The 13,014-nt window shown below is 72.4% G+C and carries 13 protein-coding genes, 3 tRNA genes and 1 pseudogene; 8 read left to right on the top strand and 9 right to left on the bottom strand.

The window, feature by feature from the left end; all coding sequences use genetic code 11:
* A partial coding sequence (locus AB0K37_RS34920) for a hypothetical protein (protein ID WP_363988419.1) occupies positions 1–215 on the bottom strand: 215 nt, incomplete at its 3' end.
* A gap of 214 nt (positions 216–429) precedes the next feature.
* Here AB0K37_RS34920 and AB0K37_RS34915 point away from each other — a divergent pair.
* On the top strand, positions 430–1,059 hold the full coding sequence (locus AB0K37_RS34915; protein ID WP_363988416.1) for an ATP-dependent Clp protease proteolytic subunit: 630 nt from the start codon (positions 430–432) through the stop codon (positions 1,057–1,059).
* On the top strand, positions 1,056–1,658 hold the full coding sequence (locus AB0K37_RS34910) for an ATP-dependent Clp protease proteolytic subunit (RefSeq protein WP_363988413.1): 603 nt from the start codon (positions 1,056–1,058) through the stop codon (positions 1,656–1,658). Before AB0K37_RS34915 ends, AB0K37_RS34910 begins: the two co-directional genes overlap by 4 nt.
* A gap of 8 nt (positions 1,659–1,666) precedes the next feature.
* On the opposite strand, the gene AB0K37_RS34905 is transcribed toward AB0K37_RS34910, so the two are convergent.
* Entirely contained in the window at positions 1,667–2,044 is a 378-nt protein-coding gene (locus tag AB0K37_RS34905; protein ID WP_363988411.1) for a helix-turn-helix transcriptional regulator, read from the bottom strand.
* 88 nt (positions 2,045–2,132) lie between these two features.
* On the opposite strand from AB0K37_RS34905, the gene AB0K37_RS34900 reads away from it, so the two are divergent.
* The 3 genes from AB0K37_RS34900 (at position 2,133) to AB0K37_RS34890 (ending at position 5,187) form a co-directional block, all read left to right on the top strand.
* A complete protein-coding gene (locus AB0K37_RS34900; protein ID WP_363988408.1) occupies positions 2,133–3,254 on the top strand; it encodes an FAD-dependent oxidoreductase in 1,122 nt (373 codons plus the stop codon).
* A 79-nt stretch (positions 3,255–3,333) separates the two neighbouring features.
* Complete coding sequence (locus AB0K37_RS34895) at positions 3,334–4,044, top strand: TetR/AcrR family transcriptional regulator C-terminal domain-containing protein (protein WP_363988405.1); 711 nt, start codon at positions 3,334–3,336, stop codon at positions 4,042–4,044.
* Positions 4,045–4,206: 162 nt separating this feature from the next.
* On the top strand, positions 4,207–5,187 hold the full coding sequence (locus AB0K37_RS34890; protein WP_363988402.1) for an NAD(P)-dependent alcohol dehydrogenase: 981 nt from the start codon (positions 4,207–4,209) through the stop codon (positions 5,185–5,187).
* A 15-nt stretch (positions 5,188–5,202) separates the two neighbouring features.
* On the opposite strand, the gene AB0K37_RS34885 is transcribed toward AB0K37_RS34890, so the two are convergent.
* Entirely contained in the window at positions 5,203–6,075 is an 873-nt protein-coding gene (locus tag AB0K37_RS34885) for a DMT family transporter (protein WP_363988399.1), read from the bottom strand.
* Positions 6,076–6,261: 186 nt separating this feature from the next.
* Here AB0K37_RS34885 and AB0K37_RS34880 point away from each other — a divergent pair, with 186 nt between their 5' ends.
* The gene (locus AB0K37_RS34880; RefSeq protein WP_363988397.1) at positions 6,262–8,307 is read left to right on the top strand and encodes a right-handed parallel beta-helix repeat-containing protein; all 2,046 of its coding nucleotides are present in this window, start codon (positions 6,262–6,264) and stop codon (positions 8,305–8,307) included.
* Between the two features lie 59 nt (positions 8,308–8,366).
* A pseudogene (locus tag AB0K37_RS34875) lies at positions 8,367–8,681 on the top strand (Rid family hydrolase); the annotation flags it as partial.
* Between the two features lie 6 nt (positions 8,682–8,687).
* Here the strand turns inward: AB0K37_RS34875 and AB0K37_RS34870 are convergent.
* The 6 genes from AB0K37_RS34870 to AB0K37_RS34845 form a co-directional block, all read right to left on the bottom strand.
* A complete protein-coding gene (locus AB0K37_RS34870) occupies positions 8,688–9,473 on the bottom strand; it encodes an alpha/beta hydrolase (RefSeq protein ID WP_363988394.1) in 786 nt (261 codons plus the stop codon).
* A 530-nt stretch (positions 9,474–10,003) separates the two neighbouring features.
* A tRNA-Val gene (locus tag AB0K37_RS34865) sits at positions 10,004–10,075 on the bottom strand.
* 14 nt (positions 10,076–10,089) lie between these two features.
* A tRNA-Cys gene (locus AB0K37_RS34860) sits at positions 10,090–10,160 on the bottom strand.
* Between the two features lie 32 nt (positions 10,161–10,192).
* A tRNA-Gly gene (locus AB0K37_RS34855) sits at positions 10,193–10,265 on the bottom strand.
* Positions 10,266–10,307: 42 nt separating this feature from the next.
* Positions 10,308–11,279: a CHAP domain-containing protein gene (locus AB0K37_RS34850; RefSeq protein ID WP_363988392.1), complete on the bottom strand. Its 972-nt coding sequence runs from the start codon at positions 11,277–11,279 to the stop codon at positions 10,308–10,310.
* A 157-nt stretch (positions 11,280–11,436) separates the two neighbouring features.
* Complete coding sequence (locus tag AB0K37_RS34845) at positions 11,437–12,240, bottom strand: universal stress protein (protein WP_363988389.1); 804 nt, start codon at positions 12,238–12,240, stop codon at positions 11,437–11,439.
* Between the two features lie 87 nt (positions 12,241–12,327).
* Here AB0K37_RS34845 and AB0K37_RS34840 point away from each other — a divergent pair, with 87 nt between their 5' ends.
* The gene (locus AB0K37_RS34840; protein ID WP_363988386.1) at positions 12,328–12,915 is read left to right on the top strand and encodes a YceI family protein; all 588 of its coding nucleotides are present in this window, start codon (positions 12,328–12,330) and stop codon (positions 12,913–12,915) included.
* The last annotated feature ends 99 nt before the right edge of the window (positions 12,916–13,014 follow it).

Here is a 13,014-nt window from a genome sequence, read left to right as displayed (position 1 = left end):
GCGAGAACCTCCCCGAAACCCACGCCTACCTCAAACGCGTCCGCGCCGAGGTCGACCGCCTGCCCGCCCGTCCCGAGGTGCCGGACGCGCTCCCGCACGTCGCTCTCGGCCTCGTCCCCGCCCGGCCCGCCCTCGGTCTCCAGCATCCCCGGCCGGTCGCTCGCGCCGGTGCCGACGCGCTGGACGCGCCGCTCGACGTCCGTCTCGGCGTCCATGCCCCTCGTCTCCTCGCGCACGGCTTCCTCCCGGCGTCCGTCCCGGCCTCGTGGCCCGAAGACTGCTGATACCCGCTCTGAGCAGGCGACAAGCCCTCGCGGGCGCAAAGACGCCGCGCGGGCGCGGACCCGTGCGGGCCGCGCTGCTCTGGGCGGATCCGCCCAGAGCAGCACAGGCTTCGACCGGTGCGCGGGCGGGCGCAGAGTGGAGGGCATGAGCGAGGAACAGGCAATCCCGTTGTTCAACGAACGAGTGCGGCGCGAGCTCTACCAGCAGCGCGTCCTCGTCCTCGACGGCCCGCTGGACGACGACAACGGCACGCTGCTGGCGACGCAGCTGATGATCCTGGCGAGGGAGGACGCCTCGACCGACATCGCGCTGTGGATCCATTCCCCCGGCGGGTCGGTGCCGTCGATGCTCGCGATCCGCGACGTCATGCGGCTCATCCCGTGCGACGTGTCCACACTGGTGCTCGGCATCGCCTACAGCGCCGGGCAGTTCCTGCTGTCGTCCGGCACGCCCGGCAAGCGCCGCGCCATGCCGCACGCCCGCGTGCTGATGCACCAGGGCTCCGCCGGGATCGCGGGCGCCGCCGTCGACATCGAGCTGCAGGCGAACGACCTGCGCCACACCCGCGACACGGTGCTCGGGCTCATCGCCGAGGACACCGGCCAGCCCATCGAGCGGGTCTTCGAGGACTCGCTGCACGACCGCTGGTACACGGCGGACGAAGCGCTCGAATACGGCTTCGTCGACGCGATCGTCAGCACGTTCGACGAGGTCATGCCGACCCGCCACCGACCCGTGGGGCTCGGCGCCCCGTCCGGAGGAGCCGCACGATGAGCACCTACACGATCCCGAACGTCATCGCGCAGCACCCCCGCGGCGAGCGCATCATGGACGTCTACTCGCACCTGCTGACGGAGCGGATCATCTACCTCGGCACCGCCATCGACGCGGGCGTCGCCAACGCGCTCGTCGCGCAGCTGCTGTACCTGGAGTCCGACAACCCCGAGCGCGACATCCAGCTGTACATCAACTGCGAGGGCGGAGACCCGAGCGCGATGCTCGCCGTGTACGACACGCTGCGCTACATCCGCCCGCAGGTGGCGACGACGTGCGTGGGCCAGGCGGTCGCCGTCGGCGCCGTCCTCCTCGCCGCGGGCACTCCCGGCAAGCGCGCGGCGCTGCCCCACACCCGCGTCGTCCTGCACCAGCCGATGGGCCAGGGCCGCGGAGCGATCCCGGACCTCATCCTCCAGGCGGACGAGGTCGTCCGGGTGCGCGCCGACATCGAGAGCATCCTGTCCCGGCACACCGGCCAGGACATCGCGACGCTGCGCGCCGACACCGACCGCGACCGCGTGTTCACCGCGAACACGGCGCTGGACTACGGCCTCATCGACCACGTGATCGAGGAGCGGCAGCCGATGCCCGCGTAGCGGACCGCCTACGCCGCCAGGGCGTACGCGGCCTGGCAGGTCGGGCCGGCCGGAGCCCTTCCGGCCGGCACGGCCAGCAGGGTCGTCGCGATCGCGAGCGTCAGGTCGCCGAGCGTCACGTCCAGCGCGCCGGCGACGGCGGCGATCATCTCGCTCGACGGCTCCTTGACGCCGCGTTCCATCTCCGAGAGGTACTGCGGCGACACCCCGGCGCGGCGGGCGGTCTCCACCAGGATCTCGCCGCGTTCGAGGCGCAGGCGCCTCAGGCACTGGCCGAGCGCGTCGCGCCACAGCGGCTCCGCCGGGCGCGCCGCGCTCGGCTCGCGAGGCGCCTCGTCGGCGGGCATGTCGTCGGCGGGCATGAGCGGTCGCACGGTCTCGGCCATGCGCACATCGTAGATCGGCCGCGCCGCGGGCCCCAGAGATTCCGCGCACCGCAGAACGGCGGGGCGGGACGGATGTCATCCTGGGGGCATGCGCGTCCTGGTCGTGGGAGCAGGGATCATCGGCGCCGCGCTGGCGGATCGGCTCACCCGCCCCGCGTCCGGCGCCCCCGTACGCGTCACCGTGGTGGAGGCGGAGGGGCCCGGCGCCGGGACGTCCGGCACGAGCTACGCCTGGATCAACGCCAACGATCCCGCGGACCCGGCCTACCACCGGTTCCGGACCGCGGCGATGTCGGCCTGGCGCGACCTGGCGGCCGGCTTCGGCGACCCGGCCTGGTACCGGCCGTCGGGCAACGTCACCTGGGCGGCCTCCGACGGCGCGAAGGAGCGGCTGGCCGACCGGGTCGCCCGCCTCTCCGGCCTCGGCTACCCCGCCGGACTGATCACCTCCGACCGCCTCCGCGAGCTGGAACCGCACGTCGCCGCTCCACCGGACGCGCTCGTCGCGCACTACCCCGGCGAGGCCCACCTGCACGGAGGCCCCGCCGCGCGGGCCCTGGTCCGGCGCGCCCGCGACTCCGGCGCCGACCTGGTGGCGGGCCGCGCGGTCCGCCTCAACACGGTCGGCGACCGCGTGACCGGCGTGCGGCTCGACGACGGCCGCGACCTGGACGCCGACCTCACGGTCTGCGCGGCGGGCCGGCACAGCCCCGCGCTCCTGGCCACCGCCGGGGTCGCCCTCCCGCTGGTCGACCCGTCCGAGCCCGGTTCGGCCGCCCCGTGCCTCGTCGCCACCACCTCCGCGGCACACGGCGTCATCAACGGACTCGTCCATGCCCCCGGCCTGTCCGCCCGCCCCGCCGACACCGGGGGACTGGTCCTGGAAGCCGACGACCTGGACGCCGGAATCGACGAGACGGCCTCCCCGGCGCGCGTCCGGGCGGTCGGCGGCGAGCTGCTCGCCCGCGCGCGTGCCCTCATCCCCGCCCTCACCGCGCAGGTCGCCGAGGTGCGGCGCTGCGTCCGCCCGCTGCCGGTGGACGGCTACCCGCTCGCCGGCTTCCAGCGCCCCGGCCTGTACACCGCCGTCACCCACAGCGGCATCACCCTCGCCCCCCACCTCGCCGCCCTGATCGCCGAGGAGATCGCCGGCAGGCCGTCCGGAGCGCTCACCCCCTACCGCCCGAACCGCGCGACCCCCCGCCCCTAGAGGTACCGTGCCGCGCCACCCATTCCGGGGCGGCGGGAGACTTACCGTGTACGGGTAGGGTGCGTCGGGAGGAAGATCATTGAGTTCACGGACCGGCGCCGACGAGGCGGCCGAGCGGCCGCGGATCCCGCTGAGCCGCGGGCGGGTGCTGCGGGCGGCCGTGCGCCTCGCCGACCGCGAGGGCCTCGAGGCGCTCACCATGCGCCGGCTCGCGCAGGAGGTCGGGGTCGAGGCGATGTCGCTGTACCACCACGTCGCCAACAAGGAGGCCGTCCTCGACGGCGTGGTCGAGGTGGTCCTCGACGAGATCATGGCGGCGGTGGAGAAGGCCGAGGCCCCGCCGCCCGAGCGGGACTGGCGGGCGGCGCTGCGCGCGCGGATCCTGGCCGCCCGGACCGTCCTGCTCCGCCACCGCTGGGCCCCGGAGCTGCTCGGCGCCCGCAGCACCGTGAACCCGTTCGTCATCGCGTACTACGACCAGGTCGTCGGGCTCCTCCGGGCGGGCGGGCTCTCGTTCGACCTGGCCCACCGCGCCCTTCACGTCCTGGGCAGCCGGGCCCTCGGGTTCGCTCAGGAGCTGTTCCAGCCCGGCGAGGCCCAGGCCGCCGACGACCCCGCCGTGATGGAGCGGATGGCCGGCCGGTTCCCCAACCTCGCCGGGATGCTGGCGGACGCCGTCCACGACGATCCGGACGGCACCCTCGGCTTCTGCGACGACCAGTTCGAGTTCGAGTTCGCCCTCGACCTGATCCTCGAAGGGCTGGAGCGGCGCCGCGCCGCCGGTGCCTGACCCCCTTCCGGTCGCCCGCCGAGGCCGCCGGACGCTTCGCGCCGGAAGTCCGCCACGCCGCGCCCCTTGACTGCCTTACGCCGTACGATTACCTTACGGCGTATGAGAACCTTACGGCGTACGACGGACGCTTCCCCCGCCCCCGCGCAACGCGGGGCCGTCATGAAGGCCTGGACCTGGGACCGCTACGGCCCGCCCTACGTGCTGGCCCTCAAGGACGTCGACGAACCCGGCATCGGCCCCGACGAGGTGCTCGTGCGGGTGCGGGCGGCGGCCGTCAACCCCTACGACTGGCGCCACCTGCGGGCCGACCCGAAGCTCGTCCGGCTCAGCTGCGGCCTGCGGCGGCCGAGGCCGGGCCTCGTCCTCGGCGCCGACCTCGCCGGCGTCGTGGAGCGGACGGGGCCCGCGGTGACCGGGCTGCGCCCCGGCGACGAGGTCTTCGGAGAGGTCCGCCTCGGATCGTTCGCCGAGGCCGCCGCCGTCCCGCAGGACCGGCTGGCGGTCAAGCCGGCGCGCCTCACCTTCGAGCAGGCGGCGTCGGTGTCGATGGCCGCGCACACCGCGCTGCAGGGGCTGCGGGACACGGGGAGGATCTCCGCCGGGCAGCGGGTCCTCGTCAACGGTGCCTCCGGCGGCATCGGGACGTTCGCGGTCCAGCTCGCCAAGGCGTTCGGAGCCGAGGTCACAGGCGTGTGCAGCACCCGCAACCTCGAACTGGTCCGCTCCCTGGGCGCGGACCATGTCGTGGACTACACCCGCGAGGACTTCACGGAGCGGAAAGGACGGTACGACCTGCTCATGGACATCGTTGGCGACCGGCCGTTCGCCGAACTGCGGCGCTGCCTGGCGTCCCGCGGCACGCTGGTGATCGTGGGCGGCATCGCCTCGCCGCGCGGCGGGCTGCTCGGCCCCGCGGGGCAGATCGTCCGCGGCGCCCTGGCCTCCCCCTTCGTCAGCCAGCGCATCGACCATGTCGGCTGGAGGCCCAACGCCGCGGACCTGCGGTTCCTGGCCGAACTGATGGAGGAGGAGCGGGTCACGCCCGTCATCGACCGGACCTACCCGTTCGCGGAGCTCCCCGAGGCCCTCCGCTACATCGAGCGAGGCCACGCCCGGGGCAAGGTCGCCATCGCCTTCTGACCGCGGCCGCGGGGGTCAGGCCATCGCGATGGCGGCGATCCCGGCCAGCACCACGACCGAGCCCGCCAGGCGGCGGACGGCGTTCGCCTCGCCCAGGACCCGCCACGCGGCCAGCCCGCCGAGCACGATGCTCAGCTCGCGGGCGGGAGCGACCAGGCTGACCGGCGCGATCCGGAGCGCGAAGAGCACGAGCAGGTACGCAACCGGGGACAGCAGGCCGATGATGAGCACTTCGCGCCGGTGGTCGCGCCACAGGCGGCCGACCCGTGCCCTGTCCCGCAACGCGTACGGCGCGAGGAGCAGGCTCTGCGCGAGCGCGCCGGAGCCGAAGTAGACCAGCGGCGGGACCGCCAGTTCCGTGACCGAATGCGCGTCCCACAGCGTGTAGCCCGCGATCACGACGCCGGTCAGCAGGCCGTAGAGGACGCCCGCTCGGCGGCGCGCCGGAGAGGCGCCTCCCTCCGCCGGTGCGCCGCCGCTGACGACCAGGATGCCGACGATCACCAGGAGCGCGCCGACCAGCCCGGGCAGGCCGGGCTCCTCGCCGAGGAAGAGGACCGCCACCAGCACCGACAGCAGCGGCCCGGTGCCCCTGGCCAGGGGATAGACGACCGACAGGTCACCGACGGCGTACCCGCGCTGCAGCACGATCCCGTACGTGACGTGCAGGATCGCGGTCACCAGCGCCGCAAGCAGCCATGTCCACTGCGGACGCTGCGGGGCCAGCGCCAGGAAGACCAACGCCGCCGGGGCGAACACGATGGCCGAAACGGTGTAGTAGAGGAAGACGAACGGCGCGCCTCCGTCGCCGACCCGCTTCGCGGAGAAGTTCCAGAACGCGTGCACGACGGCTGCGACGAGGACGAGCGAGAGGGCCCAGCCGTTCACGAGGAGACCTTCCCCCAATACTTCGCGCCGGCGGACCCTGGGCAGTGCGGCGCCATCGTACTCGCACCGGCCCAGGGGGCGCGGTGACCGGTTGTGGACCTTGAAGCGGCCCGCATCGTCGCTAGATTGAACGTGAATTTCGCTCAAATTTCGTGGTTCGCGGGCCGAGCAGGACGAGGTTGGCTGATGGGCAGACGTTTTCTCGGCAGGCTCTGGTTGGTCGTCGCCACGGCGTCCGGGCTGGTCCTCGGGCTGATGGTGAGCGCGGACGCGCACATCGAGCGTCCCTCCTACTGGCCGCTGCCCGGCCCGGACTGCTCGGTCAGCCCGTGCGCGGGCGGCGCGGTGCCGAAGGCCAGGAGCCTGGCGTCGTCGCTCACGACGACCAAGGGCAGCACGACCCGCGTGGTGTGCCGCCCCGACTCGCTCAAGCGGCTGGACGCCTCGATCAGGCGGGCGCGGAAGTCGGGCTACGACATCCGGCCGCACGACCACCGGCGGTTCAGCGCCGCGGAGGCGCGGGAGCTCACGCGGATCAACCGGGCGCTGGCCGCGCGGTGCCGGTACGGCGAGATCCAGCCCGCGGTGACCGCCTCGGGCAACAACGACCGGGTCGTGGTCCTGCCGGGCGTCTACACCGAGCCCACCTCCCGCGCGAAGCCCACCCACGACAAGGCGTGCGACCCGTACAAGCTGACCACGGGGGCCTACTCCTACCTCGGCGAGTACATGTGCCAGAACGACGCCAACCTCATCGCCGTCCTGGGCCGTTCGCCCGGCTCCGGCAAGGACCCGGATCCGCCGCTGGTCGACCGGCACGGCATCCCCAACCGGGGCGCGTGCGTGCGGTGCAACCTCCAGCTCGAAGGCTCCGGCGTCAGCGCGGACGACGTGGTGGTGGAGGCCGGCGACCCCTCGTCCGGCAACGGCGGCCCGCGCCGCTCGGCGAAGGACGTGGGCATCCGCGCCGATCGGGCCGACGGCTTCGTCCTGCGGAACGTGACCGTCCGGCACGCCGAGGAGCACGACATCTACGTGCTGGAGAGCAACGGGTACCTGCTCGACCGCTTCAAGACCTTCTACGCGGGCGAGTACGGCGTCCTCACCTTCGTCGAGGACCACGGCGTGATGCAGAACTGCGAGGCGGCGGGCAACGGCGACTCCGGGCTCTACCCGGGGTCGGGCGCCAAGACCTCGGCCGGCCGCGACCCGAAGTTCTATCCGACGGCGCGCTACAGCCAGGAGATCCGCTACTGCGACTCCCACCACAACACCAGCGGCTACTCCGGCACCGACGGCAGCGGCACCTGGCTGCACCACAACAACTTCTACGGCAACGCTCTCGGCTTCACGACCGACGTGTTCACCGCGGCGGGGCACCCCGGCTTCCCGCAGCAGGGCGACCTGATCGAGAAGAACGACTTCTCCTCCAACAACTTCAACCCCTACCTGCCCGGCAGCGACGTGGTGCCGACGGTGCCGGTCCCCGTCGGCACCGGCATGTGGATCGCGGGCGGCGACGACAACGTCGTCCGCGACAACCGCTTCCGCGACAACAGGAGGCGCGGCGCGATGCTGTTCGCCGTCCCCGACGCCTTCGTCTGCGGGCCCGGGAACGGCCCCATCACCGGCTGCGACCCGCTGAAGCTGTCCACGTCCCACCGCAACTCGTTCCACGGCAACACGATGTCCGGCAACGGCGTCGACTTCTGGTGGGACGCCTTCCCCGGCAACGTGGGCAACTGCTGGTACTCCAACGGCAATGCGACAGGCTCCCCGAATAACCTGCCCGACTGCCTGAACGGCAAGGTCCCCTGGCTGAGCATCGGTCTCGGCAACCTCGAGAACGAGGCCGAGCTGTTCATCTGCATGTCCGACCTGAAGCCCGGCGGCCCGTGCCCCTGGTTCAAGTCCCCGACCGCCGCGAAGGCCGCGCCCGCCGACGGCCATGACCACGGCGCGACGGGGGAGCTCAACGACGCGCTGCTCGCGGCGGTGACGTGCCACTCCTGGCACGGGATGAACACCGATCAGCGCAACCACATGCTGACCAGGATGCAGGTGTTCATGGGCGGCCAGATCGACCACCCCGGGGCGCGGGGCACCACCCTCAGCAACCAGAAGGCGACCAGCGTCCTCGACAACGCCTGCGGCCTCTCCTTCGCCGGCCAGTTCAAGCTGTACAAGCTCTACGCCCGCGCGGCGGCGTTCACCCCGCAGCTGCAACGCTGAGACGGCCGAAAAAACCCATCCACCACCGCGGCGCCCGCCCCGGCGGGGGCCCGCCTGGCTTCCTCGCCGGGGCATGCCCGCTGAACGAGGACGGCTCCACCGCCGCGATCGGCGACTACGCCGACCAGGCGGCCAAAGCCTTGGAGAACATGCGCACAGCCTTGGCGGACGCCGGGGCGTCGATCCACGACGTCATCAGCCCCCGAGTACTCGTCGCCTCGGCCCGGCAGGAAGACCTGGTGACGGCTTGGGAAGTGGTCCGGGACGCATTCGGCGACCGCGACGTCCCCAGCACGCTGATGGGCGTCACCGTCCTCGGCTACGACGGCCAGCTCGTGGAGATCGAAGCGGTCGCCGCCGTCCTCGACTCCTGACCGCCGTCAGTTCTCCTCCAGGAAGTCGCGGATGAGTGCGGCCCATTCCTCGGGCCGCTCAAGGAAGGGAAGGTGCCCTGTCGCGATCTCGGCGTAGCGCGCGCCGGGGATCCCGTCAGCGAGCTGCCGGTGATGCGGCGGGGTGACGAGCTGGTCGAGCGTGGGGGAGATGACGAGCGCGGGCACGGCCAGCTCGGGCAGGTCGGCCCGGACGTCGACCGCCTCGATGAGATCGACGTGTTCCGGCGTCCCGGGCGGGACCGTGGCCGCGGCGGCCCTGACGGCCGCGTTGAGCTCGTCTTCGCCCAGGGCGTCCACGGCGGGGGCGCTGAGTCCGATCAGGGAGAGCAGACCGGCCAGCTGCTCCAGTTCCCCTTGGAGGAGCAGGTGCCGCCACAGCCGGACCGCCAGCAGGAAGCGAGGATTGGGGTAGGCGAAGCCCGCGGTGAGGACGAGGGCGGTGACGCGCTCGGGGTGCCGGGCGGCGGCCCGGACGGCGACGGGGCAGCCCAGCGAGAATCCGGAGACGGCGAAGGTCTCCAGCCCCTCTTCGACGGCGGTGGCGACCAGTAGGTCGGCGAGCGCGTCCAGCGTGAGCGGCGCGTCGGCCCGAGGGGTCCGGCCGCTGCCGGGAAAGTCGGGCCCTACGACGGTGTGCCCCGCGGCGAGCACGTCCATGACGGGCCCGTAGTTAGCGTCGATCCCGCCCCCGGCCCCATGGGCGAGCAGCAGCCCGGGCCCGTCCCCGCGCACGACGCGACCAAGCCTGGAAACGGGCAGAGCAGCGGACATGTTCTCTCCTCAGCATGAAGCCGCGGCAGTGCCGGATGGCACCGCCCAACGGTCATGTGGGGACGCTAGAACTTCACACCGATGTGAGAGTCAACGCGCTGAGGCGCAACCACCCACGCACCGCTGAGCCGGTCAGTAGTACTGGTTGGCCAGCGCGGCCGCAGCTGCGTTCACAGCGACTCGACCAGAGCGAGTATGCGCCCTCCATGCCCGACGTCACGAGGCCAGCCACGCGGTTCCGAGAACCTACAGCCAGGGGCAGAGAGGGAGAATCTGCCGAGCAGTAAGCCCAGCCAAGCGAGTCCCGAGGGTGTGCCAGAAGGCTCAGCACGCGCGCAGGGGGTGTGGGGGACGGAGTCCTCCACATCGGGGGTCTGGGGGTCGCCCCCAGGAAAGCATTGCGGGCCACCGGGAAGGCGCCAAAGGCGCCGACCATGGTGGCCCGACTCGGGGGTCTGGGGGTCGCCCCCAGGAAAGCATTGCGGGCCACCGGGGAAGGCGCAAAGCGCCGACCATGGTGGCCCGACTCGTGGGCGATACTGGGATTGAACCAGTGGCCTCTACCGTGTCAAGGTAGCGCTCTCCCACTGAGCTAATCGCCCTTGCGTGTGCTGCGAGGTGGAGACGGGATTTGAACCCGTGTACACGGCTTTGCAGGCCGTTGCCTCGCCTCTCGGCCACTCCACCAGAGCGAGGCCTGCCTGACGGGGGCCTCTCAGAGCGGACGACGGGATTCGAACCCGCGACCCTCACCTTGGCAAGGTGATGCTCTACCAACTGAGCCACGTCCGCGTGTCGGTCCGGGGGTCGCCCCCCGGGCTCGCACGAACAACTCTAGCGGAATCCTGGAGTGCTTGCGTACCGGTCGGATGCGGAGTCGGTGAGCTCGGCGTGCAGGGTGTTCCAGAAGTCGAGCTCGCTGTCCTCTTCGAGGTGGGCGATGCGGCCCCAGAACTCGCGGTCCTCGGCGGCGTGGGCGGCGGCGAGGGAGATGGCGGGCATCAGGGTGGTGCCGGCGTCCGCGGCGTCGAGGTCGGCGGGGGTGACGTCGGCGGGGAGGGCGACGGGGGTGGCGGGGCGGTGGTGCTTGCCGCGCTTGCGGACGCGGATGGGCGGGGACGTGGGGGCCTTCGCGGCGGCGGCGCGGCCGGCCGCGAGGGCCACGGTGCCGCAGAGGACGAAGGCGAGAATGCCGCCGAGGACGACCTCCTGGGCGGGGACGTTCTCGGGGGAGGGGGAGTGCTGCTGCTGCTCGTGGGTGCGCGTCGTGGGGGCGGGGGCGCCGACCTGGTCGACGGTGGGGGCGGGGGCGGCGTGCTTCGGGGCGTACTTGGCCTCGACCTTGATCTTGGACGGGTAGCCGAAGCCGACGACGGAGTCCATGTCGCGGGTCTTGCGCATGAGCTTGTAGCCGTCGGCGTTGCCCTCGATGGTGTGGAGCGTGTGGCCGTCGACCTTCTCGACGATGCCGACGTGGTCGATCTGGTCGATGTCGCCGGAGCCGTTCCAGTCGTAGAAGACGATGGCGCCGGGTTCGGGGTCGTGGCCCCAGGCGTCGTTCTTCTTGAACCATTTGGCGTGGTCGACGGTGGAGGCGAACTGCCCGGCCTGGCCGGCGACGTCGGCCTTGTCGGCGGCCCAGGCGAGGAACATGTCGCACCAGGGCGCCGTCGAGAAGTACTCGTCGTGGTCGCCGTCGAGGTTCTTGCGGTACCACTCGCCGAACTTGGTGTAGCCGTCGCCCTTCTCGGTGTACCCGAGCTCCTTGGTGGCGATGTCGAGCAGCTTCTTGCCGATCGGGTCCATCTCGCTCCTGACGCGCCTCGCTCGTTCGGGCGAGGTGGCGCCCGACCGGGGGACGGAACGCGCCCCGGTCCAAGGTCACGTTCCGATCTCGACGGAATGTAGCCGAGGTAAACGGTGGGCGGCAAGCGGTTCCGCGGAACCGGTCATAAGGGACTACTCAGTAGTAGCCTCGCGGGAGGACGGCGACCGGACAGGGCGCCGCGCGCAGGACCTTGAGAGCCACCTCGCCGAGGAAGACGCGGTGGGCGGCGGCGTCCTCGCTGGACGCGCAGACGAGCAGCTCGCCGTCGGGCCAGTCCACGTCCTCGAGCGCGTCCGCGACATCGTCGCCCTCGGCGACCTCGGCGGTGACGTCCTCGGGGACCAGTTCCGCCGAGTCCAGGGCGAGCCGGATGGCGAGGGCGAGGTCGTCGCGGAGGGGCTCGGGGTTGACGTCGCCGATGGCCAGGGTGACCAGCCGGAGCGGCACCTCCAGCCGCTCGGCGGCCTGGGCGGCGCGGATGACCGCCTCGTCGCACTGCGGCCGCCGCACGTACATGACCGTGATCCGGGCCAGCTCGTCGGGCGGCCGGTGGCCGGACGGGGCGAGCATCACGGCCTCGGTCGCCGAATGGAGCAGGTGGTCCGCGGCGGCGCCGACGCCGATCCGGCCGCGGGCGCCGCCCTCGGGGGAGCCGACGACGATCAGGTCGGCGCCGATCCGGCTGGCGAGGACGGTCAGGCCGCGCCCGACGCTGCGGCCCTCCTGGACGAGCAGGTCCGCGGGTTCGCCGTCCAGGAGGTCGGCCACCTGGTCCAGGAGTGCGCGGGCCTCGCCGGCCGCGGCGGGGAGGCCCGGCGGATGGACGGTCGCCACGCTCAGGCGGCCGCCGGTCAGCGCGACGATCACGCGGGCGAGGTCGAGTGCCTCCCGGCCGCCCGCGTCGGGGACGTATCCGGCCAGCACGTGTTCACCGATCATGTCCGAAGCATTCCCCCTGGGGGCCCGGCCAGACCAGAGTGACTTTTGGGGTACTTTTGCCGGGTTATCTGACTTTTGGGGGGATTGATGGGTGGCGAGGTACCCGACCTCGAAGCCGGCCGCTGGACCATCGACCCGGTCCACTCCGAGATCACTTTCTCGGTCCGGCACCTGATGACCACGGTGCGCGGCTCGTTCCCGGACTTCGAGGGCGAGATCGTGATCGGGGAGGACCCGATGGAGTCCACCGCCCGGGCGGAGATCCGGATGGGCTCGATCGACACCCGCAGCGCCGAGCGGGACGAGCACGTCCGCTCCGCCGACTTCCTCGACGTGCGCCGCCACCCGGTGATGAGCTTCGCCGGGACCGGCGTGGAACCCGCCAAGACCGGTCGCCGGGCCCGCACCCCCCGCTACCACCTGCTCGGCGACCTGACGATCAAGAACGTGACCCGTCCGGTCCGGCTGCTGACCGAGTTCCACGGCGTGGGCCCCGACCCGTGGGGCGGCGTCCGCGCGGGCTTCACCGCGACCGCCTCCATCAGCCGCCGCGACTTCGGCATCGAGTTCAACATCCCGCTGCAGGGCGACCGGGTCATGCTCGGCGACGAGATCGCGATCGCGCTGGAGATCCAGACCGTGTTCGCCCCCGCCGAGGTCCCTCTCGACCGCTGACCGCCGGACGGGCGGCCCGGCCGCTGCGGCCGAGGCCGCGGCTAGCCGCCCGCGCGGGAGGCGCGGGTCAGGCCCAGGAGGTCGCGGGCGGGACCCGCG

The organism is Actinomadura sp. NPDC049753 (genome assembly GCF_040674655.1).
Lineage (GTDB): Bacteria > Actinomycetota > Actinomycetes > Streptosporangiales > Streptosporangiaceae > Spirillospora > Spirillospora verrucosospora.
The sequence above is the reverse complement of the archived record's forward strand: the minus strand, read 5'-3'. Positions and strand labels throughout refer to the sequence as shown.